A 24,496-nucleotide genomic window follows, 5' to 3' on the forward strand; every position below is an offset into this window, starting at 1 on the left:
GTCAGGGCAATGCAGTGAAGTCGGGCGGCGGCGCCTGGCCGACTTCGGAGCCGGGCAGCAGTTCGCCCAGCAGCTTGAGGATACCAGACCCGTCATTGGCTTCAGCCAGCACGATCAACTGGCGCAACGCGGCTTCCAGCTGCTGGCTGCCAGGCGCCTGTGGCTCCTGCACGCGGCGGATGTCTGGATGATTGGTGGGCGAATACTCCGCGCCAGCTTCCCACAACTGCTCGCTGAGCTTCTCGCCCGGGCGCAGGCCGCTGAACTCGATCTGGATGTCCTCGCCCGGCGTCAAGCCGGAAAGGCGGATCAGGTCTTCGGCCAGGTCCACGATGCGCACGGGCTGGCCCATGTCCAGCATGTACAGCTCGCCCTGGCTTTCAAAGGCGGCGGCCTGCAGCACCAGGTGCACGGCCTCCGGGATGGTCATGAAATAGCGCTCAACTTCGGGATGGGTGATGGTGAGCGGGCCACCCTGGGCGATCTGATGCTTGAACAGCGGCACTACGCTGCCCCGGCTGCCTAGCACGTTGCCGAAGCGAACCACGGAGTAATTGCGGCCAAAGCGGCGGGCCGCATCCAGCACGGCCCATTCGGCGATGCGCTTGGTGGCGCCCATCACGCTGCTGGGGCGCACGGCCTTATCGGTGGAGATCATTACCAGGCGCTGCACCCCGGCTTCGCCGGCGGCTTGCACCACGTTGAGCGTGCCCTGCACGTTGTTGGCTACGGCTTCGGCTACATTGGCTTCCATGAGCGGCACATGCTTATGGGCCGCGGCGTGGAAGACGATGTCTGGCTTGTATTTTTCCAGCGCGGCCTGAATGCGCCCGGCATCACGTACATCGGCGATCACCGGCACGATCTCCAGCTGCGGGTATTCGTTGTGCAGCTCGAGCAGGATCTCAAAGATGCTGTTCTCGCCATGGCCAAGCAGCACCACCATCTTGGGTTCCCAGCGGGCGATCTGACGACCCAGCTCGCTGGCGATCGAGCCGCCCGCGCCGGTGATGAGGATGCGTTTGCCGCGCAGGCTGTCGCCCACGCGGCTGCGGTCGATCTGGGCCGGCTGGCGACGCAGCAGGTCGGTAATGTCTACTTCGCGCAGGCGGCTCACGCTGACGCGGCCGCCAATAAGCTCGTACAGGCCCGGCATGGTGCGGTAGGGCAGGCCAGCTTGGCGGCTGAGCTCGGCGGCCTGGCGCAATACAGTGCCCGGCGCGCTGGGGATCGCCATGATGACTTCTTCGGCACGCAGGGCGGCCGCCTGGACGGCCAGATCCTTCAACGTGCCAACCACGGGGATGCCGTGCAGACGTTGGCCTTGCTTCTCCGGGTCGTCATCCAGAAAGGCCAGCGGGTTGAGGCCGAGCTGCTGGTTCTTCTGCAGCTCGCGCGCCACCAGGGCGCCGGCGTCGCCTGCGCCCAGAATGAGCGCCCGGCGCAGCTTGACGCCGCTGGCCTGCTCGATGACCTTGCGGTTCTCAGCCAGCAGGCGCAGGCCGAAGCGCAAGCCGCCCACCACGGCCAGCGAGAGCAGCCAATCGATCGCCACCAGCGAGCGGGCGAAGTTGGCGAAGGCGCCCAGCCAATCCAGTACGAAGATGATGGGCGTGACGATCAGCGAGGCGATGGTGACGGCCCGCACGATCAGTTTCATTTCGGCGATGGAGGCATAGGCCCACACCCGCTCGTACAAGCCACTGCGCTTGTAGACGATGGGTTTGACGAGCAATACCACCACCAGCATCCAGAAGAAGGTGGGCAAATAGTCCAGAATGAGTTGTTCGGGCGTGAGGCGCAGAATGAAGGCGCCCAACACGCTGGCGGCGGCCAGCACCATGTCTGCGAAGAGCAGGCGGTTGGTGCGCACCCAGGCTCTCACTGCGCCTCCACAATCTGGCGCAACCCATCCGCCAGGCTGGTCTCGGCGCGGAAGCCGAGGGCGGCCTGCGCAGCGTGCGGGTCGCCCAGCGAGCGGGGTACATCGCCCAGGCGCGGGGCGGCGTGCACAGCCTGCGGCGCATCAGGAAACAGCGGATACAGCGCGGCCAACAGGTCAAGCAGGGTGGTCTCCTGCCCAGTGCAGATGTTAAACACGCCGCCGGTGTTGGCCTCGGCGGCCAGTAGGTTGGCGTGCACCACATCGCCCACGAACACAAAGTCGCGCCCTTGGTTGCCATCGCCGAATACGGTGGGCGCCTGCCCGGCGGCCAGCGCGGCGATGAACTTGGGGATGGCCGCCGCATAAGCCGAATTGGGCGATTGGCTGGGGCCGTAGACGTTGAAATAGCGCAGCGCGGTAACGGGCAAGCCGTAGGTCAGGGTATAGAGCTGGGCCAGTGTCTCGTTGAAGTATTTGGATGCGGCGTAGGGGGAGAGACACTTGGCCGGCGCGTGCTCGGCCAGGGGTAGATCCTGGCTGTCGCCGTACACGGCGGCGCTGGAGGCCAGCACCACACCGCGGCAACCCGCCCGCTGGGCGGCTGCCAGCAGCGTGAGCGTGCCGTCTACATTGCTGGCCCAGCACGCAGCCGGGTTCTCGATGGACTCAGGCACGGAGATGAAGGCAGCCTGGTGAAAGATGGTCTCGACGCCAGCCACAGCCTTTTCTACCGCGGCCGGGTCTTGTACATCGCCTTCGATAACTTCTACGCCAGCGGGCAGGTGGCTGCGCGAGCTGCTGGAGAAATTATCCAGCACGCGCACCTTGTCGCCGCGCTGCTGCAGGGCGGCAACCAGGTGCGAACCGATGAAACCGGCGCCGCCAGTGACCAGAACGGAGGCCACGCTAGCGCCCCCGGAAGCCAAACACAGTGGCCAGGGTGCGCAAAATGATCACGAGGTCGAGGATAGGGCCACGGTGTTTGATGTAGTACAGGTCGTACTCCAGCTTGATGCTCATTTCCTCAATGCTGGCGGCGTAGCCATAGTTAACCTGGGCCCAGCCGGTGATGCCGGGGCGCTCCAGCAGGCGGGCGCGGTAAAAGGGGATGCGGCGCTCAAAGTGCTCCATCAGCTCGGGCCGCTCAGGGCGCGGGCCAACCAGGCTCATATCGCCGCGCAGCACGTTGATGAATTGCGGCCACTCATCGATACGGGTCTTGCGCAGGATCCTGCCCAGGCGGGTGGTGCGCTCGTCATCCTCCTGCGCCAGTTGCGGGTTGCCATCCTTCTCGGCATCCTTGCGCATGGTGCGGAACTTGATGATGCGATACGGCTTGCCGCCCTTGCCGGCGCGGGTCTGCGAAAAGATGATAGGCCAGCCCGTATCGATCAAGGTGAGGATGGAAACGATCGGGGTGAGCACCAGCAGGATGGCAACGCCTGTCAGCCCGCCAACAATATCAAACAAGCGCTTGCCCAGTTGATAAAAGCGGTTGACGCGGGTGCTGTCTACAAAGGAGCGCACCAGCCAGTCCGCCTCCAGATAGTTTATGGCTACCCGGCCCAGCAATTCCTCATAGGCGGTGGGCATGCGCACGATCTCGGCGCCTTTTTCCTGCGCCACCAGCAGGGCGTGGAAGGTGGTCTCGCGCATTTGGCCGGAGATGGCCACCAGGATGTCGCTCACATTGTGTTCTTGAATAAGCTCGGGCAGCAATTCGCTGCCACCGCGCACTTCGTGGCCCTCGATCTGGCGGCCCTTCTTTTCTGCATCGTCATCCAGCAGGGCGACGATGTGATACGGAGCCGGCATGCCAGCGATGACGCGGAGCAGGGCCTGGCCGGCGTTGCCCGCGCCCAGCATAATGGCGCGGCGGGCGAACTGGGGTGAAGTGAAAATGCGGATGTACAGCAGACGCCAGAAGGTGGTCAGCAACAAGGCTGTGACTGCAAAAGCGGCGATGCTGCGGCGGGGCAGCGTACCCGGGTCGGCTGCGAAGTAATAGATCACATAAACGCCCATGCCCAAGGCAGCGGCCACCAGCAGGCTGTTGCGGGTCTGCTGCCAACTGGAGGCGCGATGCGGGTCGTAGGTCTCAAACAGCAGGATGACCCAGATGATGGGCAGAAAGTAGAACCAGTCGGGCGGGCGCTCTTGGAGGAATTCGATGACTTCCAGCGCATCCAGGTTGCCTACCCCCAGCAGCCAGAAATAGAGCGCCACGGCCAGCGCAATGGCGGCCATAAAAAGGTCGCCACCTGCCAGCAATACACGGCGTTCACTAAGACCTAAGCGGATGCTAGGGGTGGTGTCTTTAGACCGGATTTGTGCCATTTGCGTGTGCGCCAGGTGTGCTGGTGAGCGAACTGATCAGGCTCCACAGGAAGGCGCCACCCCAGCTGAGGTGCATGATCATCATGGCTAAGGGCATTCCCAGAAGCAGAGAAGGCTGCTGTAGTTGAATTGCCTTTTGCACAGCAGCCGCTAGCAAGAGCAGTGTGTATGATACCACCACGGCCCCCAGCGGCCACGTCGCCGGCGCCCACAGCAGGCTCAGGCCGCTCAGGCCGAGCAGGGCCAGCACAAACAGGGGTGGAATCGCCTGGCGGGGGCGCAGCGTGTCTGGGTAGCGGCGCAGCATGCGCCATTTCCAGTAGCCATAGCGCCAGTACTGGCGCGCTAATGCACCCAGGGTAGGGCGAGCATAGTAGGCTGAGCGGATGGCCGGGTCGAGCCAAACCGTGCCACCTGTCAGGCGGATACGGGCGTTGAATTCGTAGTCTTCGTTGGTTTGCAGGGTCTCGTCAAAGGCGCCGATGCGCTCGATGAGGTTGCGGCGGAAGGCGCCAAACGGCACCGTATCCACCGCGCCGGCCTGGGTGGTGTAGCGGTAGCGGGCGTCGCCCACGCCGAAGGGGTGGGCGGCGGCGGCAGCGATGGCGCGTGCCAACCAGGTGTCCTGGCCGGGGCGTATTTCCCATACTCCACCCACATTCCAGCCCTTGTCCTCGTCGAGCGCTTGCAGGCTGCGGGCTACGTATTCAGAGTGCGGGCTGGAGTGGGCATCCAGGCGCAGCAGGGTGCTGCCCTGGGCGGCGGCGATGGCCAGGTTGAGCCCCCTGGGGATGCTGCGGGCCGGGTTGTCAATCACGCGGACGGCCAGCTCTGGGTGCTGCTGGCTGAAGGCGGCGATGCGCTCACGCGTGGTATCGGTGGAGAGGCCATCGGCGATAATCACTTCCATTCTTTCTACGGGATAGGTCTGTGCCAGGATGGCTTCAAGCAGGCCGCCGATGGTGGCCTGCTCATTGAAACACGGCACGATGATGCTGACGCTGGGGGGCATGCAAGAAGCCGCGCTAGATGCTGGCGATCGCCTCGATCTCAACCAGAGCGCCGCCCGGCAAGGCGACCACCTGGATGGTGGAGCGGGCTGGCGGCTCGCTGGCGAAGTATTGGGCGTAGACCTCGTTGACCTTGGCGAAATCAGCCATGTTGGTGAGGAACATGGTGGTCTTGAGCACCTTGTCCATCGAGCTGCCGCCAGTTTCCACCAGGCCCTTCAGGTTCTCGAGCACTTGCCTGGCCTGCTCGGCCACGCCGCCTTCAACGAACTGGCCGGTCTCAGGGTCAATGCCCACCTGGCCGGAGATGAAGAGCAGATCTCCCATGCGGATGGCGGGCGTGTAAGGGCCCATGGGCTTGATTCCTTTGGGGGCAAAGACAGTTTGCTTGGACATGGCACCTCGCGTAGTTGAAGTACCTTGATTTTACCTAAGCCGTGAGCCGCGCCCGGTACTGTAGCGCCTCAGCCAAGTGCTGAGGTGCTACGTTTTGCACGCGAGCCAAGTCAGCGATGGTGCGGGCCAGCTTGAGCACGCGGTGATAGGCGCGGGCGGTGAGTTGCATCTGCGCCATGGCCGCTTTTATCAGCGCACGGCCCTCAGCGTCTAGCTCGCAGAAGCGGCGCACCTCGGCCACGCCCATATCGGCGTTGCTGTGAACCGGCAGGCCAGCGAAACGCTGGCGCTGCAGCTCGCGGGCGGCTTGCACGCGGGCGCGTACCGCGGCGGAGGGTTCGCCCAGGCGGTCGTCACTCAATTTTTCGTAGTCTACGCGCGGCACTTCCACATGGATGTCAATGCGGTCCAGCAGCGGGCCGGAAAGCCGCTTTTGATAGCGCGTAACCGTGCCGGGTGAGCAAGTACAGGCGCGCAATGGATCGCCGTAGTAGCCACAGGGGCATGGGTTCATGGCGCCGATCAATTGAAAGTTGGCCGGGAAGGTGAGGGCGCCCTGAGCGCGGCTGATGGTGACCACTTTGTCTTCGATGGGCTGGCGCAGCACTTCCAGCACCCGCGGCGCAAACTCGACCAACTCATCGAGGAACAACACGCCGCGGTGCGCCAGCGAGATCTCGCCGGGCTGCGGCCAGGTGCCGCCGCCCACCAGGCCAGCGTGCGAGATGGTGTGGTGCGGGGCGCGGAAGGGGCGCGTGCGGATCAGCGGATGGCTTTCACTCAGCTTGTCTGAGACTGAATAGATGCGAGTGACGTCCAGCGCCTCGTCTACACTAAGTTCGGGCAGGATGCCTGGCAAGGCCCGCGCCATTAGCGTCTTGCCTGCGCCAGGCGCCCCAGTCATCAAAATATTGTGGCCGCCGGCAGCGGCCACCTCGAGGGCGCGCTTGACTTGCTCCTGGCCCTTGACCTCGCGCAGGTCGGTGTATGAAGCCGGGGCGGCTAGCTCATCCACGGGAGCCGTGCGCTGGAACGGGGCAAGGTTGTGCTGGTTGGTGATGTGGTCGGCCAGATCGCGCAGCGAACGGATGGGATAGATGTCGACATCGGGTACCAGGGCAGCCTCAGCTGCATCCACGGCTGGCACGTACAGGGTGCGGATGCCCTGCTGGCGCGCCAGAGCGGCCATGGGCAGCACGCCGCGCACATGGCGCACGGCCCCATCCAGCGAGAGCTCGCCCAGGGTCAGCGAGCCTTCCAGCCTGGCAGCCGGGATCTGGCCACTGGCGGCCAGGATGCCGAGCGCGATGGGCAGGTCGTAGACCGGCCCGGCCTTGCGCACACTGGCTGGCGCCAGGTTGACGGTGATGTGTTTGCGAGGGAACTCGAAGCCGGAATTCTTGATGGCAGAGGCGACGCGCTCGCGGCTTTCCTGCACAGCCGCGTCAGGCAAGCCCACCACGACCACTTTGGGGAGCCCAGGATGTGTATCCACCTCTACTTCCACTACTACGCCGTCCAAACCCACCACAGCGCAGGAGTAGACCCTGGCTAGCATGGGCGCAAGTGTACTATTAGTCCACAGAGGAACACAGATAATTGACTGTTGATGAACATCTGATAAATCCGTCATCTATTTGGCATCCGTGTTTATCTGTGGATAGAATCTCTGAATGTCGAATCTCACGCGACGCGACTTCCTGAAACTCAGCGGGCTGTCGCTGGCGGCTTTGGCCGCCGGGCGGCTGCCCGCAGGTTTGCCTGCCGCGCAAGACGCCGGGCTGCTGGGCCGCGTCACATACGACTCGAGCGTGTTCCGCCAGCCGCGCATCAATCTGAGTCCTATCCGCACCCTGTTCCGCGATGAGCTGGTGCAGCTGGAGTATGCGTTGCAGCCGCTCACCGGCCCGGCGTATAACCCCAACTGGTTCAAGGTCGCAGACGGCTATGTGCACAGCAGCTTTGTACAGGTAGTCGAAGAGATCAACAACACGCCAGTGGAGAGCGTGCCGGCTGACGGCATGCTGTGCCGCATCAGCGTGCCCATCAGTCAGCCGTACATATATTCGCGGCAGCGTGGCTGGCAAGAGCAATCACAGTTCCTGCTCTATTTTGACAGCATGCACTGGGTGACCGCCAAGGTGGACGGACCGGACGGTTCGCCGTGGTACCAGATCACCGAGTCGTGGACGAACGTGCAGTACTACGCCAAAGCCGAGGATCTGCAGCCCATCCCGGCCGCAGACCTGGCCCCCATCAGCCCGGATGTGCCCGCGGCTCAGAAACGGGTCGAGATCTCGCTGCTGGCCCAGCAGCTTACCGCCTATGAGAATGGCGCGGTGGTGCTGCGCGTGCCGATCTCTTCGGGCGTGCGCAATACCAGCACCAGCGGGCTACCAACGCAAACGCCCACTGGTAACTTCAATTTATATGCCAAGATGCCCAGCCAGTACATGGGTGATAACCGCCTGACGGACACGCTGGGCGATCGCTACCTGCCGGGTGTGCCGTGGGCGCTGTTCTTTGCCGAGGGCGGCTATGCCATCCATGGAGCTTATTGGCACAACAACTTTGGTGCACCCATGAGCAAGGGCTGCATCAACATGCGGCCGGAACATGCCGCCTGGCTATATCGCTGGGTCACGCCGGTCAGTCAGCCTGAGCAGCGCCAGGCCAATGGCCACGGCACGCAAGTCGTGATCAGTTAGCGAAACGAACGCCAAGCTGGGGGTTAATATGCTTGGTATCTATACACATGCTAAAACCTGCTCCACTCCCTGCTCCGGAAGCCAAGACGGGTTATGCCCGTCTTTCGCTTAGCTATTTCTTTACATTCGCCGCATGGGCGTGCATTACGCCCTTTTTTGTGCTGTATCTGCAATCGCTGGGTTTTAGCGGCGCGCAGATCGGCGTGTTGACGGGTGTTGGCCCGTTGATCGGCCTGGCGGCCAAGCCCTTCTGGGCCGGCTATGCCGATGCCACCAATCGCCACCGGTTTGTGCTGTACCTCTCGGTGGTTGCGGCGATCCTGCTCAACGTCATCTTCCCGTTCCTGCGTTCTTTCTCGCTCATTCTTGGCGTACAGATCCTGATGGCGATCATCAGCTCGCACACTTTGCCGCTGCTGGACAGCGCCACCATCCACATGATGGGCAGCAACCGCGACCGCTATGGCAGCGTGCGTTTGTGGGGCACGGTTGCGTGGGGAATTGTGAGCGCGCTGGCTGGCTTTGTGCTTGACCGGCTGGGCCTGGTCTCCATGTTCTGGATATTTTGTGTGCTGATGAGTGTCAATCTTTTTCTGCTTAGTTCGCTGCAGTTTGAAGAGAACCCGGACCGAGACGCTTACTTCACAAAGGTGGGGCGCCTGCTGCGTCAGCCGCAGTGGCTGCTCTTCCTGGGCACAGTCCTGGTGGCCGGCATCGGCTCCACCGCGCATGACTATATGCCCCTGCTTATCCAGGAGCTGCCGGGCGTAAGCCGCTGGCTGCCGTTTGCGGTTTCCGGGGTGGCGCTGGTAGGGATCGCTATCACCATTTCCACAATTTCTGAGACGCCCATCATGGCCGCCTCTCACTGGTTCTTGCGCAATTTGGGTAGCCGCGGCGCGCTGTACCTTTCCATGCTGGCGATGGCTTTGCGCTGCTTCATCTACGCCAACACGGCTACGCCGGACCAGGCGTTGCTCATCCAGTTGATGCACGGCCTGACCTACCCGCTGATGTGGGTGGCCGGCATCAAGTTTGTGGCCGAGATGGCGCCGCGCGGCCTGAGCTCCACTGCGCAGGGTTTGTTCTCCGCCATGTTCATGGGCATCGGCACTGCGCTGGGCTATTACTTGTGCGGCCTGCTGATCGATAAGGTGGGCGTGTTCTCCATGTACACGATCATTGGCTGGCTGGTGCTGGCTTGCCTGCTGGTTTCCGTTCTGCTGTCGCTGCTGTTCTCTGGTCGCAAACCGCGCCCGGCCAGCGCGGCAGCGTAGCAACGCAGTCCGTAGACTTTACAAACCTTAAGCGCGCAGGTACAATGTGGGCTTGTTGTGAAATCGGTAACAAGCCCGGAGTTGTGAAATGTCGGAAGCACATATGGAAGAGGCCGCCCCACAAGAGTCTGGCCTCAAAAAGAAAGACCTCATTAAAGGCAAAGTGATTAAAGCTACGCTGGCTGGCGCCGTGGTCGATATTGGCCAGGACAAGCCGGCGGTCATCCCCATTTCGCAGCTTCGCAAAGAGCCCGTTCGCAAAGTGGAAGAAGTTCTCAAAGAGGGCGAAGAGGTGGAAGCCTGGGTTCGCCGCATTGGCAGCGACGGGCATATTGAACTGACCCTCATCAAACCTTTGCTCCTTGAATGGCGCGAGATCAAGAAAGAAAGCGTGCTCAAAGGCAAGGTAACCAAGCTGGAGAAGTTTGGCGCGTTCGTAGAAGTAGGCGCTGAGCGCCCCGGCCTGGTGCACATCAGCGAAATGTCGCACGACTATGTCCGCTCGGCTGAAGAAGCCGTCAAAGTAGGCGATGAAATCGACGTCAAAGTGCTGGAGGTTGACCGCCGCAAGAAGCAGATCAAGCTGAGCATCAAAGCTCTGCTGGCCAGCCCGGAACCTGAAGTCGAAGAAGTGGAAGAGGAAGTGGACAACACGCCCGCTCCCACTGCCATGGAAATGGCCTGGCGCAAGGCGCAAGAAACCCAGTCTCGCCAAGACCAGGGCAAGGCCCGCAAACCCAAGGCTAGCTCCGATGAAATGGACGATCTGCTGGAGCGCACGCTCGGCAGCCGCAGCGCCTAAAGAATGCTAAGAAACTAAAAAACCCCGCCGTTAGGCGGGGTTTTTGGTTTCCAGTTCCTGCAGGGCGGCGAAAATATCCGCCGCTAGGTGCGGTTCATTGGTATCGGCTGAAAGCTCCAGCGCGCTAGTGAGGTAGCGGATGCCCTGCGCCACCTCGCCGCGGCGGGTGTAGGCGCGCCCCAGCAGGCTCTCCAGCTGGGCACGGCTGCGGGCATCCGTCTCGCCCTGGTTCAGCAACTCGGCGGCGCGCTGCAGGGCGGCCACTGCGGGCTGCAGGCGCACATGCTGACCGCGGGTGCTCTTGTGATAGTGGGCGGTGGCGCGCAGCAATTCCACGCGGGCCAGTTGGGCCGGGCTGGCACCGCGCTGCTGCAGGCGGTGTGCGGCCGCGTTGTAGTGTTCTAGGGCTGCATCGGTTTGGCCCAAGGCGTGGGCGCAAAGCCCAGCCAGGATATGCAGTTGGCCCTGCGCCAGGCTGGGCGGGGCAGCCTGCAGCGCGGCGGCAATGTGCTGGCTGGCCTGCAGATGCTGCCCGGCAAAGTAGGCTGCGGTGCCCAAGGCTGAATACCCTTGGGCGCGCAGAGTAGGGGTGCGCGTGCGGCTAAGTGCGGCTTGTAGGCGCTTTGCGGCGCGCTCGGCTTTGGCAGGCTGCTGGCTGTACGCCAGACACAGCCCGATCAGACTGCGGATGTGTACGCTGGACAGGCGATGGTGTTGAGCGTATTGCTGGCTGCGCTCAAAGGCGCGGGCAGCGTCTTTTATAAGGCCGTGCTGCCACAGCAGCACGGCTTGCTGGTAGAGCAGGCCAGCCTGCAGGCTACTGGGCAGCGGTTTAGTCCGCAGCGCTGCGGCATACAGCGGAAGCCAGGCGGTGGGCTGTGTGAGCCCTATGCCAAAACTCTGGCTAAGCAAACGGGCTGCCTGCTGACGAGTTGGGAACAGATAGAAGCCGTAGCGAATGGCATTGTGCAGGTTACTGCCCTCGCCGCGCAGTTTTGCCGCAGGCTGGGCGGCCCAGTACTCCAGGTTGCTGCGCACCGCGGCCAACAGGCTGGCTTGCACCCATTGGTTGCTGGCTTTTTCAGCTCTCATCGTGATCTGCGTGCTTCAATACTTCGTTGCGTAAGAAGCCACGCGTAAGCTGGTGAATGCTGTAGCGTTTGTCCTCCGCATCGCCACTGGCTTCAAGCAGGCTGCGCTGATGCAGCTCGATGAGCGCATTACGCAGGCCGGCCACGTCCATACCACTCAGGGCACGCAGTTGCGCCAGGCTGGCGCCTTCGCTGCCCACCAGGGGCATTGCCAGCAAAAGGCGGCGCGCGGGTTGGCTCAACGAATCCCAACTGGCCCGGAAGATGGCGTTGTACACCGCGTCGATCTCGATGTTCGTGCGCTCGTGCAACGCTTCCAGTACTGCGGCGAGCGGCCAGCTGTGCAGCAGGCCAACCGCCAGCTTGAGCGCCAGCGGGTTGCCGCCCGTGCGCGCGTAGAGCGCGCCGACATGCTTTCGGATGGCGGGCAGGGCCGCCTCCAGCCCTACTTCGCGGGCCTGCATACTCATCAACTCTAGCGCAGCCTTGGCGGACAACTCACCAATGGGCAGCAGGTAGGCGCGCGCCAGCGTAGCGGGCCGCTGGCGGCTGCAGATCAAGAAGCGGCTAGGTTTGGCAAAAGAATGCAGCCAATCCACCCAGGCTGGGTCATCAATCTCACTGCCCACATCATCCAGCACGATCAGGCTGGGCTGGTTTTTGAGCGCCTGCCGCAGTGCAGGCAGGCGCCCGCTGGCCGGCAGCGTCGCGGGCAACAAGCGCCTGCTGAGCGCGGCCAGCAAGGTGGCCTGGGTGAGTGGTTGCCCTTCGGTCGGATGCAGCCAGAGCACCCGGTCATAGCGCGTAGCGGGTAGCAAATTGCGCACGGCCTGGTTGGCCAGTGATGTCTTGCCAATGCCGCCAATACCCGTCAGGCAGATCACCCAGGGCAGTTGCTGGCTGGTGAGCAAGCCGCTTAGCTTCTTTTGCAACGCGCTTTTACCCACCAGTTCGGCAAAGCCGGCGGGCGGCAAGCTGGCCAGCAGCTCAGCCTGGCGTTGTTGGCGGGCCGCTCGCTCCTGCACCAGAAGCCAATCCGCAAAGACTTGAATGGCGCGGTGCTGGTTGCGATTCACCGTTTCCTGGCTGATGGACTGCTGGTGAGCGATCTCTTTCGCGGTTACTTGTTCAAGGAAGCGCTGGGTCAGCAAGCTGGCATGGCCTGCATGCTCGGCGCGGAACTGGCGCAGCGCGCGCCGCAGAAAGTTCTCCATCGATGGTGCGCTGCGCCGCCCGCTGCGGCTGGGCTGCGCACAGACCAGTTGGTAGTACAGCAGCGCCTGTACGGCGGGTGCGCCGGTGCCACGCTTGCCAAGGCTTTGCAGGGCGCGGTGAACTTGCTGGGCGAATTGAGCGGGTGTGGTTGTGGTCATACCCCAAGACTGGCATTCTAATCTCAAAGCACAGCTGCACAGCTAATAGGCTGCTTTGGTAGAATGACCCCGCAAGAGGAGTTTGATTCCTCTGTTTGCAGCAGGAGGTAGTTATGTTCAGTGGTTGGGAATGGATTGTCATCCTCATTATCGTTGTTTTGATCTTTGGTGTGGGACGCCTGGGCAAGCTGGGCGCTGATCTGGGCTCCGGCATCCGTGCTTTCCGCAAGGGACTTTCAGGCGATGATGAACCCAAAGATGAGGAGAAAAAAGCGTAGCATTTGCCTACTGTTGCATCGCTGCGTTTTTAAGAGTACATTAGTACAACGCTACTTTATTAGTTCCTAAGGAGGAACAAGATGCAGAAAGTTCGCTTTACCCTTTTTGCCCTCATTGTCGGTGCCCTCGTGCTAAGCGCGTGTGGCGCGGGTGGTGACCCAACCGTACGCGGTGGGGAATGTCTGGGCTCCGCGGGCGAGGCCATTGTTGACCTTGACTGCCGTGAGGTGACCGTTGCTATTGAGAACGCCTACCTGCCCTTCAACTATGTTGACGCTGAGACCGGCGTTCCGGGTGGCTGGGACTACGATGCCTGGGACGAGATCTGCACCCGCCTGCACTGCACCCCGGTGTATGTTGAGGCTGCCTGGGACGGCATGATCCAGGCCGTGGCCGATGGCCAGTTTGACGCTGCCGCTGACGGTATCACCATCACCGAGGACCGCGCCCAGATCGTGGACTTCTCGATTGGCTACGTCAACATTGATGTGCGCCTGCTGGTGCGCATTGATGAGACCCGTATCGAAAGCATCGAAGACATCGTCAACGACGCCAGTTTGAAACTGGGTACGCAGACCGGCACCACCAACTACGAGATCGCCGCCACCTACTTGCCCGAGGACCGCATCCAGGCCTTTGAGCAGTTCCCCTTCGCTGTTCAGGCTCTCGTATCTGGCGACATTGACGCCGTGATCATCGATGAGACTGCCGGCCAGGGCTACCTGGGCGAGAATGCTGATGTGCTGAAGCTCGTCGGTCCCTCGATGTCGAGCGATCAGCTCGGCTTCATCTTCCCCAAGGGCAGCGATCTGGTTGCACCGGTCAACCAGGCGCTTGAGTCCATGATGGCTGATGGCACGCTGTCTGAGCTCAACACCATCTACTTTGGACCTGACTTCGCCGTCACCTACGACGACATTGGGCCTGGCGCCTACGGCGAAGACGAAGAGTAATCTCGTTATCTAGTCTTTTCTAGAGTATAAATAAGCCGGTGTGCAGCCTCTGCACACCGGCTTTTTTTCTCTCTTCCGGAGGCACATGACCCATAGCACAGAAATCGAGCCCACCCTTCCCGGCACGCCCGGCACTGCGCCGCGCAGCAAAACATTGCAAGAGCGCATCGACGAATTTCCGTGGTGGGTCGGAGGTATTCTTGTCATCGCCGTTGGTGCCTTCTATCTGGTCACCACCCAGACCAGCTTTGGCGAGGCACTCAACTTCATTCGCATTGGTATCGGCATCACCATCACGACAACGCTGTACGCGTACAGTATTGCGCTGGTCATTGGTCTGGTTGCCGGGCTAGGCCGTATCTCTCGCAACGTTGTAGTGCGCAACATCTCTACTCTGTATGTGGAACTGGTGCGCGGCATTCCCATCCTTGTACTTATCTTTTATATCGCCCTGGTGGCTGTGCCCGATTCTCTGGGCATGTTCAAAACGCTGGGCGCCTGGCTCACTTCGCTGGGGCTGGGTTTCATCGGCCAGCCGTTGGCGGCGATCACCAATGACAGCATTTCGCTGAACGTACGCGCCATCATTGCGCTCTCGGTCACCTACGGCGCGTTTTTAGCCGAGATCTTCCGTGCCGGTATCCAGTCCATTGGCAAGGGCCAGATGGAGGCGGCTCGCTCGCTGGGCATGAGCTACGGGCAGGCCATGCGTTATGTCATCCTGCCGCAGGCCATCCGCAATGTGCTGCCCGCGCTGGGCAACGACTTTGTGGCCATGGTCAAGGACTCCTCGCTGGTGTCCGTGCTGGCGGTGCGTGATATCACCCAAGTGGCGCGTTTGTATGCCGGGCGCACCTTCCGCTTCCGTGAGGCCTATACCATATTGGCCATCCTGTATCTGGGTATGACGTTGATCCTCTCGATCCTGGTGAGAGTGCTTGAAAGGCGCCTGCATGGCAACAGCAGAAAATAAGACGATTATCGAAACCCGTAATCTGCACAAGTACTTTGGAGATGTGCAGGCGTTGCGCGGGGTTAACCTGCGCGTGGAGCGCGGCAAAGTGGTCGTGATCGTAGGCCCAAGCGGCTCTGGCAAGAGCACGCTGTTGCGCTGCATCAACCACCTGGAAGTGGAAACCGAAGGGGAAGTATGGGTGGATGGCAAACGCCTGAACGAGAAGAACAAGGACATCAACAGTATCCGCGCCGAGATTGGCATGGTGTTCCAGCTTTTCAACCTTTTCCCCCATCTCACCGTCCTGGACAATATTGTCCTGGCCCAGCGGGTGGTGCGCGGCCGCAAGAAGGATGAAGCTGTGCGCATAGCCCATGAGCAGCTAAAACGGGTGGGCATTTCTGAGAAGGCAGACAGCTTTCCCGGGCAGCTTTCAGGCGGCCAGCAACAGCGCGTGGCGATTGCCCGGGCTCTGGCCATGAACCCCAAGATCATGCTGTTCGATGAGCCTACCAGCGCCCTGGACCCGGAAATGATCAAAGAGGTGCTGGATGTGATGCTGGCCCTGGCTAAAGAGGGTATGACCATGGTGTGCGTAACCCATGAGATGGGTTTTGCCCGCGCCGCCGCAGATGAAGTGATCTTTATGGACAATGGCCTGATCGTCGAATCTGCCCCCCCAAATCAGCTATTTCATTCCCCTAAAGAGGAGCGCACCAAGCTCTTCCTCTCACAAATCCTGAGCCACTAACTAACTTGGGCGTTGACAGCCCTATTCTGAGTACTATAATCAAACTTACCCCTTTTCCGGGGTAGATAAAGGAGGTGAGGCTGAACAAAGGGCAAGTTTCACCTATTTTTCTATTAATCCAGTACCTGACAGAAGTCTTTGAGGAGAAGTACATATGAAGAAATTGAGCACTTTGTTTGCTCTGCTGGTGGCGTTTAGCCTCGTCCTGGCCGCTTGTGGTTCCGGTGGAACCGCGGTGCAGGATGAGTTTTCCGCCCTGGCAGAATTTGAAGGCCTGAAGCTGGATGCCGGCAGCTGTGACTACGGCGGCAAGGTTCTTTCCATCGAAGCGGTGGACGAACTGACCGTGGTGTTCACGCTGTGCAAGCCGGACCCGGCGTTTGAGGCCAAGATCGCCTTCACGCCCTTCGGCATTCAGCCGCAGGAGCACCTGGCTCGCACGGGTGGCTCTGGCGAACTGCTGGAGAACCCCATCGGCACTGGCCCTTACCAGGTAGCCGAGTGGGACCGCGGCAACCAGATCGTTTACACCCGCTTTGACGATTACTGGGGTGAGTCCAACGGCGCCAGCACTGTGACCCTGCGCTGGCTGACCGAAGGCGCCGCCCGCTTGCAGGAACTGCAGGCTGGCACTGCTGACTACGTGAGCAATATCAGCCCGTCTGATTACGCCACGGTTCAGAATGACCCCAATCTGCAGATCCTCTACCATCAGAACCCCAATGTGTTCTACATTGGTTTCACCAACACGGCTTCCCCGTATGACAATGTAGACGTGCGCCGCGCCATTGCCTTGGGCATTGACTACCAGCGCATTGTGGACAACTTCTACCCCGATGGGTCTGAGGTCGCTTCTCACTTCACCCCCTGCGCCATCCCCAATGGTTGTGAAGGTGAGTCCTGGTACGAGTTTGACGCTGAGGCTGGCCGCGCGCTGCTGGCCGAAGCCGGTTACCCGGATGGTTTCACCACCCGCCTGTACTACCGTGACGTGTTCCGCGTCTACCTGCCTGAGCCGGCTCGTGTAGCCACCGAGATCCAGGCGCAGCTGCAGGAGAACCTGGGCATCACGGTTGAGGTGGTCCCCATGGAATCTGGTGAGTTCATTGCCGCTTCCACCTCGGGTGAGCTGACCGATGGTATGCACCTCCTGGGTTGGGGCGCGGACTACCCGCACGTCACCAACTTCATGGACTTCCACTTCGGCGCCAACAACCCGCAGTTTGGTAACGCCCACGCTGAGATCTATGGCCCTCTGCAAGAGGCTTCCTCGATCGCTGATGTAGCCACGGCTGCCCCGCTGTACGCCGAGGCCAACAATGCTGTCAAGGAGCTGGTGCCCCTGATCCCTGTTGCTCACGGTGCGGCTGCTCACGCGGCCCTCGCCTCCCTGCAGGGCGCGTACTACCCGCCCTTCGGCGCTCCGCAGTTCAACTTCCTGAACAACGGTACTGACAGCCTGGTGTTCGTACAGAACGCTGAGCCGATCAGCCTGGACTGCGCTGACGAAACCGACGGTGAGTCGCTAACCGCCTGCCAACAGGTGGTTGAGACGCTGCTGGAGTACGGCAAGGACTCGGGTGCAACCTTCCCTGAGTTGGCCACCTCTTGTGACGCCAATGCTGACTCCACGGTGTGGACCTGCCACCTGCGTGATGGTGTGAAGTTCCACGACGGTTCCGACTTTGACGCTGACGACGTGGTGGCCTCCTGGGCCCGCGGTTTGGATGCTTCCAACCCGTACCACGTGGGTAACACTGGTAGCTTTGACTACTATGGCTACCTGTGGGACAGCTTCATGAACGTTCCCGCCGAATAATCGACGGCCCGTTCATTAAGCGAACGTCTGAGATAAATGCGCGGGATGGGTGCGGCGAGTTTCTCGCCAAAACCCATCCCGCGCATCCTCAACTTCACCTATGTCTAAGTACATCCTGCGCCGCATCCTGCTGACCATTCCGGTCATTCTGGGCATCCTGGTGGTGACCTTTGTGATCGCGCGCTCCATTCCGGGTGACCCGTGCCGTTCGGCTCTTGGCGAACGCGCTACGGAAGCCGCCTGCAATGCCTTCAATGCTCGTATGGGGCTGGATAAGCCCATCGTTGTGCAGCTGGGCATCTATATGCGCGAGATCTTACTTAAAGGCGATTTTGGCGATTCGATCCGCTATAGCCGCCCAGTCTCGCAAATGATCATTGAGCGCCTGCCGGTCACGCTGGAGCTTGGCTTCTCGGCTTTGTTCATTGCCATCCTGGTGGGCGTGCCCATGGGCGTCATTTCGGCCGTACGGCGTAACTCCGCAGTGGATGTGGCCACTATGGTGGGCGCAAACATCGGCGTTTCCATGCCGGTGTACTGGCTGGGCCTGATGCTGGCGTATGTGTTTGCGATCCTGTTGAAGGACACGCCGTTCTGGCTGGCGCCCACGGGGCGCCTTACGGCTGGCGTGATCCCTGACGCGTTCTATCAGGTATGGGGCCTGGGCCTGACGCGTGGCACTACTTTGTACATGTTTGCCGACTTTGTTTCGAATTTCGTTTTCTTTAATGCAATCATTACTGGGCAATGGGACGTCCTTGTGGATGCTTTCCGGCACATGATCCTGCCGGCCATTGCCTTGAGCACCATCCCGCTTTCCATAATTGCGCGCATCACGCGCTCCAGCATGCTGGATGTGCTGGGACGCGAGTATGTGCGTGCAGCCCGCGCCAAAGGCGTGGCAGAGAACCTGGTTATCATGAAACACGCCCTGCGCAATGCTCTCTTGCCAGTGATCACGGTCATTGGCATCCAGGTAGGTACTTTGTTTGCCGGCGCGGTACTAACTGAGACCACCTTCGGCCTCTCCGGGGTGGGGCGGGCCTTGTTTGACGCCATCACTGGCCGAGACTTCCCCATCATTCAAGGTTTCACGGTGGTGGTGGCGATGGGTTATGTGATTGTGAACTTACTTGTTGATATCTCGTACGCGTACATTGATCCGCGTATTCGCCTGCGGTAACCATGGCTGCCAATACCAAAGCACTCAACCCTTCCAACACTACCGAGTCCATGCGCTCCCGCAGCCTGGCTGCACTCACTTGGCGTCGTCTGTTCAAGCAGCGCAATGCGATTGTGGGCCTGGCCATTCTTCTCTTCCTGACGCTGGTAGCCATATTCGCCCCACTGATTGCACCCTACGACCCTGTGCAGTCGTTGTTGGGCATCGAAACGCTCAAGGAGCGTGAGGCGCCCTGCATCCACATGCTGGGTTGCCCCGAAGACAAGCCTGAGCATCTAATGGGCATCGACGCCAATTATCGTGACGTGTTCAGCCGCATTATTTATGGCACGCGCGTCTCGTTGTTCATCGGCTTCAGCACCATTGGCATGGCCGTGGTGGTGGGAGCGGTCATCGGCGCCGTTTCGGGCTATATAGGTGGCTGGGTGGATAACGTCATCATGCGCCTTATGGATGTGGTGCTGGCCTTCCCCAGTTTCCTGCTGGCGATCGCGATCATTACGGTGATCGGGCGTGGTCTGCAGAACGCTCTGTATGCGATCGCCATCGTGAACATTCCTGTATTTGCACGCTTGGTTCGAGCCTCGGTGCTATCCATCAAGGAGCAGGAGTTTGTATCTGCGTCCCGCGCTTTGGGCGCCAGCGCCTTCCGCTTGCTGTTCGTGCGCATCTTCCCTAATGCGCTGCCCACCCTGGTGGTGCAGGCCACGCTCAGCATCGCCTCCGCCATCCTGGAGGCAGCCGCCCTCTCGTTCCTGGGCCTGGGCGCCCAGCCGCCCACACCCGAGTGGGGCACCATGCTGGGCAGCGAGCGCAATCAAGTTTTTACCGCGCCACATCTGGTGTTCTTCCCGGGCCTGGCGATCATGCTCACTGTGCTGGCCTTCAACCTGCTGGGCGATGGTGTGCGCGATGCGATGGACCCGCGCCTGGCCCAGGTGGCGAAGAAGTAGGCGATGATGGCAAGCGATATGAACTCCAAAACAGCCCAGCCTTTGCTGGACGTCAATCACCTCAAGACCTATTTCTATACCGATGACGGTGTGCTGACTGCTGTGGATGATGTCAGCTTTGATGTGGCCCCCGGCGAGATCTTTGGCCTGGTAGGCGAATCGGGCTGCGGCAAGAGCGTAACTTCACTCTCGGTGCTGCGTCTGGTGGATCCACCCGGCAGGATTATCTCTGGCGAAATCCTGCTGGAGGGCGAAGACTTGCTGCTTAAGAACGGCAAAGAGATGAACCGCATCCGCGGCCAGCAAGTCTCGATGATCTTCCAGCAGCCCAAGAGCAGCCTGAACCCTGTATTCACCATCGGCGCTCAGATCGTAGAAGTGTTTGAGATCCATGAGAAGCTAGAGAAGGAAGAAGCCTGGGCGCGTGCCGTGGATCTGCTGCGTCAGGTCGGTATTCCTGACCCGGAGCGGCGCGCCAAAGCTTATCCGCACCAGCTTTCCGGCGGCCAGGCGCAGCGCGTCATGATCGCCATGGCGCTGGCGCTCAAGCCCAAATTGCTGATCGCCGACGAACCCACCACCGCGCTGGATGTGACCATCCAGGCGCAGATCCTGGACCTGTTGCGCGAGTTGAGCGCCGAGACCGGCACCTCGGTCATCCTGATCACGCATGACCTGGGCGTGGTAGCCGAGATGGCTGACCGCGTGGCAGTGATGTACGCCGGCCAGATTGTGGAAGAGACGGATACGCAGCGCCTGTTCAAGCAGCCGCTACATCCTTATACGATGGGTCTGCAAGCCTCCATTCCTGTGTTGGGTCAGGTCAAAGAGCGTCTGGAGACCATTCCTGGTTCAGTGCCCAATTTGATCGGCCTGAAGCCAAGCTGCCGTTTTGCGCCGCGTTGCAAAGCCCGAGTGGAGTACCAGCTGGAGATCTGTAATCACGTGGAACCCAGCCTGCTGGAAGTGGCGCCGGGCCACAAGGTGCGCTGCTGGCTGTACGAAAGTGCCGAGGGACATAAAGCCCCGATCGCGGTGGCAGGACTATGAGCGCGAACAAAGCAACCAACGACCTGGTGCGCGTAGCCAATCTGCGCAAGTACTACACCGTAGGCGACCGCCTTCTGTCTGGAAACGCGGCTGAAGTTAAGGCCGTGGACGATGTCAGTTTCACCATCAAGCAGGGCGAAACGCTCGGCCTGGTGGGTGAATCGGGCTGCGGCAAGACCACCGTCAGCCAGACCATGCTGCGGTTGGATGAGGCCACGGATGGCGAAGTCTTCTTCCGCGACCAAAGCGTCTTCGCCGCCCGCGGCGAAGAGCTGAAACAACTGCGCCGCCAGATGCAGATCGTGTTCCAGGACCCCTACGCTTCGCTCGACCCGCGTCTGCCGGTGGGCGATGCCATCGCCGAAGGTCTGGTGATCCACAAGTTGGGCAATGTCAATGAGCGCTACGACCGCGTACTGAAAGCGCTCAAGATGGTGGGGCTGGAGGAATATCACGCCAGCCGCTACCCGCACGAATTCTCGGGCGGCCAGCGCCAACGCATCGGCATTGCGCGTGCGCTGGTGCTCGACCCTGAGTTCATTGTTCTCGACGAGCCGGTCTCGGCGTTGGATGTATCCATTCAGGCGCAGGTGCTTAACATTCTGAAGGACCTGCAGGATGAGCTGGGGCTCACCTATATGTTCGTAGCTCACAACCTGGCGGTGGTAGAGCACATCTCTGACCGCGTGGCTGTGATGTACCTTGGCAAGATCGTGGAGCTGACCGAGCGCGAAGAGCTGTTTGCCAAACCGCTGCATCCATACACGCAGGCCCTCATGTGGGCTATCCCCATGCCCGACCCCGCCCAACGGCGCGAACGCGCCGTGCTCAGCGGGGATGTGCCCAGCCCGCTCAACCCGCCCAGCGGCTGCCGCTTCCACCCGCGTTGCCCGATCGCCCGGCTGGAGCATTGTTCGGTGGAGGAGCCGCTGCTCCGCGAACTGCGCCCCGGCCACCAGGTTGCCTGCCACTACGCTGAAGATTTTCTGAATTAGACGCATAGAAGAGCGAAACGCACAGCGTTTCGTTTTTTTTCTTGGCGGCTTCCATTACAATCCTCCCGATGCACTTTACCCCTGTCGCTGATTTTGCTTCGCGCCGCTCGCCCGTTGTTGGGCGCGGCGGTATGCTCGCCAGCAGCCAGCCGCTGGCCACAGCCGCCGGCCTTGGCATCCTGCGCGCCGGCGGCACGGCTGCAGATGCGGCCGTGGCCACTGCCGCGGCGCTGAATGTGACTGAGCCGACCAGTACCGGCATCGGCGGAGACTGTTTTGCCCTGTACTACCAGGCCAGCACGAAGCGCGTTTTTGCTCTTAACGGTTCTGGCAGAGCACCGGCTGGCTTGTCGCTTGAGCTGCTGAAAAAGCAGGGGCTGGCCGAGCTGCCCAACTTCCATCCTCACACGGTCACCGTGCCCGGCGCTGCCGCCGGCTGGGCCGACCTGCTGGCCGCCCATGGCCGCCTCTCGCTGGCGCAAGTGCTTGCGCCTGCCATCGAGCTGGCGGAAGGTGGCTTCCCCGTGGCGCCGATCACCAGCCACTTTTGGGAACGCGGTGTGGAGAGACAGCTCAGTCTGGCACCTAACGGCGCCGAACTCACCATTGATGGCCGCGCCCCGCAGCCCGGCGAGATCTTTCGCAACCCGGGCCTGGCGCGCACCTTCCGCCGCCTGGCCGATGGCGGTCCGGCGGCCTTCTATCAGGGCGAGATTGCCGAAGCCATTGTGGCAGTGCTAACGGAAGCGGGTGGGGTGATGACCGCGGCCGACCTGGCCGCCCATCACAGTACCTGGGATGAGCCTATCTTTGCAGATTACCGCGGCCATCGCGTATGGGAGTGCCCGCCCAACGGGCAGGGCTTGGCGGCCTTGCTCGCGCTCAATATCCTGGAGAACTTTGACCTGAGCGGGCAAGACCCGCTGGGCGCGGAACGCTGGCACCTGATGATCGAAGCCATGCGTTTGGCCTTTGCCGATGCGCGTTGGCACGTGGCCGACCAGGCCACGGACCCCGCCCCGCTGGAGGCGCTGCTCTCCAAGCAATATGCGGCGCAACGCGCCGCATTGCTTGATTCACAGCGCGCCGTGGCGGATGTGCAGCGCGGCCGCCCGGTGGCAAGCTCAGGCACAGTCTATTTCAGTGTGGTGGACGGTGAGGGTAATGCTTGCTCGTTCATCAACAGCAACTACCAGGGCTTCGGCACCGGTATCGTGCCCAAGAGCTGGGGATTCACTCTGCAAAATCGCGGCCACGGCTTCAGTCTTGACCCAGCCCACCCGAATGCATTGGCCCCCGGCAAACGTCCGTACCACACCATCATCCCGGCCATGATCACCCACGCAAACAGCGGCGACCTGTTTGCGTGCTATGGCGTGATGGGCGGCTTCATGCAGCCGCAAGGCCACATGCAAGTGGCAGTGGGCCTGATCGACGACGGGCTCGACCCACAGGTTGCGCTGGACCGACCGCGCTTCTGTATCGAAGATGGCACAGCCGGTTTGGCAGTCTCGTTGGAGGAAAGCCTACCCGCCGAAACGCAAACACGACTGGCCGCCATGGGTCACTCGGTGCGCCAGCTGGGTGGGCTGCAGCGGGCCGCCTTTGGCCGCGGCCAAATTATCCTGAGAGAAAGTGACACCGGCGTGCTGTGGGGCGGTAGCGACCCGCGGGCCGATGGTTTGGCTATGACCCTATGAGCACAGCATCTGCACTTGCCCATCCCAACATCGCCTTCATCAAGTATTGGGGCAACCGTGATCATGAATTGCGCCTGCCCTCAAATAGTTCCATCTCGATGAATCTGGCCGGGCTGGAAACGCGCACCACCGTGCGCTTTGACAGCCAGCTGGCCGCCGATGGGCTCGATTTCAATGGCGCGCCGGCCGCGCCGGCACAAGTGGCCCGCGTCTCGGCCATGCTGGATCTGGTGCGCGCCATGGCAGGCATCTCAGCGTTTGCCCAGGTGATCAGCAGCAACAACTTCCCTAGCGGCTCCGGCATCGCCTCCTCCTCGTCGGCTTTCGCCGCCCTGGCGCTGGCGGCCAGCGCCGCCGCCGGCCTGGCGCTCGACGAGTCGGCGCTCTCGCGCCTGGCTCGCCGCGGTTCCGGCTCGGCCAGCCGTTCGGTGCCGGCCGGCTTCGTGGAATGGCGCACCGCGGATTCAGATGAGGAGAGCTACGCCGTCTCGGTGGCGGGGCCTGAACATTGGGACCTGGTGGATAGCATCGCTGTCATCAGTGAGGAGCACAAAGCGGTGGGCTCCACCGCCGGGCACCCGCTAGCGGATACCAGCCCGTTGCAGGCCGCCCGCCTGCACGGCGCCGAGCAGCGCCTGGCACAGGCGCGCCAAGCCATCCTGCAGCGCGATTTGCCCGCCTTGGCAGCCGTGATGGAGTTGGATAATCACTTGATGCACGCCGTGATGATGACCTCCAGCCCGCCGCTGCTATATTGGCAACCGGCCAGCCTGGCCGTGATGCATGCGGTGATCGCCTGGCGCGCCGAGGGCTTGCAGGCCGGCTACACGCTGGATGCTGGGCCAAATGTGCACGTGCTGAGCGCGGCGACCGATGCCGCTGAGGTGGCGGCGCGGCTGGGCAGGATCGCCGGCGTGCAGCGCGTGCTGCAAGCTGGCGCAGGCGGCGCGGCAACCTTGCTGCCAGCCTGATCTGGCGA

General features: G+C 61.6%; 22 protein-coding genes. 14 read left to right on the plus strand and 8 right to left on the minus strand.

Annotation, left to right across the window (positions count from 1 at the left end; translation table 11 throughout):
- Window position 1: 1 nt before the first annotated feature.
- From KIT08_07765 to KIT08_07790, 6 genes are read right to left on the minus strand one after another with little or no spacing between them, the layout of a single operon-like run.
- Entirely contained in the window at window positions 2–1,885 is a 1,884-nt protein-coding gene (locus KIT08_07765) for a polysaccharide biosynthesis protein (protein UYN88986.1), read from the minus strand.
- Window positions 1,882–2,790, minus strand: a complete 909-nt coding sequence (locus tag KIT08_07770) for an NAD-dependent epimerase/dehydratase family protein (protein ID UYN88987.1) — start codon at window positions 2,788–2,790, stop codon at window positions 1,882–1,884. Before KIT08_07770 ends, KIT08_07765 begins: the two co-directional genes overlap by 4 nt.
- Window position 2,791: 1 nt before the next feature.
- Window positions 2,792–4,222 carry a sugar transferase gene (locus KIT08_07775; protein ID UYN88988.1) on the minus strand — a complete coding sequence of 477 codons (1,431 nt, stop codon included), beginning with the start codon at window positions 4,220–4,222 and terminating at the stop codon, window positions 2,792–2,794.
- Entirely contained in the window at window positions 4,203–5,234 is a 1,032-nt protein-coding gene (locus tag KIT08_07780) for a glycosyltransferase family 2 protein (protein ID UYN88989.1), read from the minus strand. The genes KIT08_07775 and KIT08_07780 overlap by 20 nt, the downstream gene beginning before the upstream one ends.
- 13 nt (window positions 5,235–5,247) lie before the next feature.
- Entirely contained in the window at window positions 5,248–5,628 is a 381-nt protein-coding gene (locus KIT08_07785; protein UYN88990.1) for a RidA family protein, read from the minus strand.
- Between the two features lie 34 nt (window positions 5,629–5,662).
- Window positions 5,663–7,186: a YifB family Mg chelatase-like AAA ATPase gene (locus KIT08_07790; protein UYN88991.1), complete on the minus strand. Its 1,524-nt coding sequence runs from the start codon at window positions 7,184–7,186 to the stop codon at window positions 5,663–5,665.
- Between the two features lie 115 nt (window positions 7,187–7,301).
- Between KIT08_07790 and KIT08_07795 the strand changes: the two genes are divergently transcribed.
- The 3 genes from KIT08_07795 to KIT08_07805 all read left to right on the plus strand — a co-directional run bounded on the left by KIT08_07795 (window position 7,302) and on the right by KIT08_07805 (window position 10,415).
- The gene (locus tag KIT08_07795; GenBank protein ID UYN88992.1) at window positions 7,302–8,336 is read left to right on the plus strand and encodes a L,D-transpeptidase; all 1,035 of its coding nucleotides are present in this window, start codon (window positions 7,302–7,304) and stop codon (window positions 8,334–8,336) included.
- Between the two features lie 47 nt (window positions 8,337–8,383).
- On the plus strand, window positions 8,384–9,613 hold the full coding sequence (locus tag KIT08_07800) for an MFS transporter (GenBank protein UYN88993.1): 1,230 nt from the start codon (window positions 8,384–8,386) through the stop codon (window positions 9,611–9,613).
- Between the two features lie 88 nt (window positions 9,614–9,701).
- Entirely contained in the window at window positions 9,702–10,415 is a 714-nt protein-coding gene (locus KIT08_07805; GenBank protein ID UYN88994.1) for a 30S ribosomal protein S1, read from the plus strand.
- Window positions 10,416–10,445: 30 nt separating this feature from the next.
- Here the strand turns inward: KIT08_07805 and KIT08_07810 are convergent, their stop codons facing one another.
- Window positions 10,446–11,507, minus strand: a complete 1,062-nt coding sequence (locus tag KIT08_07810; protein ID UYN88995.1) for a hypothetical protein — start codon at window positions 11,505–11,507, stop codon at window positions 10,446–10,448.
- Window positions 11,497–12,879, minus strand: coding sequence for a hypothetical protein (locus tag KIT08_07815; protein UYN88996.1), 1,383 nt, complete (start codon window positions 12,877–12,879; stop codon window positions 11,497–11,499). The genes KIT08_07810 and KIT08_07815 overlap by 11 nt, the downstream gene beginning before the upstream one ends.
- A gap of 113 nt (window positions 12,880–12,992) precedes the next feature.
- On the opposite strand from KIT08_07815, the gene tatA reads away from it, so the two are divergent.
- The 11 genes from tatA to mvaD all read left to right on the plus strand — a co-directional run bounded on the left by tatA (window position 12,993) and on the right by mvaD (window position 24,488).
- On the plus strand, window positions 12,993–13,157 hold the full coding sequence (gene tatA, locus KIT08_07820) for a twin-arginine translocase TatA/TatE family subunit (GenBank protein ID UYN88997.1): 165 nt from the start codon (window positions 12,993–12,995) through the stop codon (window positions 13,155–13,157).
- A gap of 81 nt (window positions 13,158–13,238) precedes the next feature.
- Complete coding sequence (locus KIT08_07825) at window positions 13,239–14,111, plus strand: transporter substrate-binding domain-containing protein (protein UYN88998.1); 873 nt, start codon at window positions 13,239–13,241, stop codon at window positions 14,109–14,111.
- Between the two features lie 85 nt (window positions 14,112–14,196).
- Entirely contained in the window at window positions 14,197–15,084 is an 888-nt protein-coding gene (locus KIT08_07830; GenBank protein ID UYN88999.1) for an amino acid ABC transporter permease, read from the plus strand.
- 4 nt (window positions 15,085–15,088) lie between these two features.
- Window positions 15,089–15,817 (plus strand): amino acid ABC transporter ATP-binding protein, encoded by a 729-nt coding sequence (locus tag KIT08_07835; protein ID UYN90800.1) that lies wholly within the window; start codon window positions 15,089–15,091, stop codon window positions 15,815–15,817.
- 154 nt (window positions 15,818–15,971) lie between these two features.
- The gene (locus KIT08_07840) at window positions 15,972–17,636 is read left to right on the plus strand and encodes a hypothetical protein (GenBank protein UYN89000.1); all 1,665 of its coding nucleotides are present in this window, start codon (window positions 15,972–15,974) and stop codon (window positions 17,634–17,636) included.
- 100 nt (window positions 17,637–17,736) lie between these two features.
- Window positions 17,737–18,819 (plus strand): ABC transporter permease, encoded by a 1,083-nt coding sequence (locus KIT08_07845; GenBank protein ID UYN89001.1) that lies wholly within the window; start codon window positions 17,737–17,739, stop codon window positions 18,817–18,819.
- Window positions 18,820–18,869: 50 nt separating this feature from the next.
- Window positions 18,870–19,772 (plus strand): ABC transporter permease, encoded by a 903-nt coding sequence (locus tag KIT08_07850; protein UYN90801.1) that lies wholly within the window; start codon window positions 18,870–18,872, stop codon window positions 19,770–19,772.
- 18 nt (window positions 19,773–19,790) lie between these two features.
- Entirely contained in the window at window positions 19,791–20,822 is a 1,032-nt protein-coding gene (locus tag KIT08_07855) for an ABC transporter ATP-binding protein (protein ID UYN89002.1), read from the plus strand.
- Window positions 20,819–21,817: a dipeptide ABC transporter ATP-binding protein gene (locus tag KIT08_07860; GenBank protein UYN89003.1), complete on the plus strand. Its 999-nt coding sequence runs from the start codon at window positions 20,819–20,821 to the stop codon at window positions 21,815–21,817. Before KIT08_07855 ends, KIT08_07860 begins: the two co-directional genes overlap by 4 nt.
- Window positions 21,818–21,885: 68 nt before the next feature.
- Window positions 21,886–23,517 (plus strand): gamma-glutamyltransferase family protein, encoded by a 1,632-nt coding sequence (locus KIT08_07865; protein UYN89004.1) that lies wholly within the window; start codon window positions 21,886–21,888, stop codon window positions 23,515–23,517.
- A complete protein-coding gene (gene mvaD / locus KIT08_07870; GenBank protein UYN89005.1) occupies window positions 23,514–24,488 on the plus strand; it encodes a diphosphomevalonate decarboxylase in 975 nt (324 codons plus the stop codon). Before KIT08_07865 ends, mvaD begins: the two co-directional genes overlap by 4 nt.
- Window positions 24,489–24,496 lie beyond the last annotated feature (8 nt).

Source organism: Anaerolineales bacterium (assembly GCA_025808555.1).
GTDB lineage: Bacteria > Chloroflexota > Anaerolineae > Anaerolineales > UBA11579 > JAMCZK01.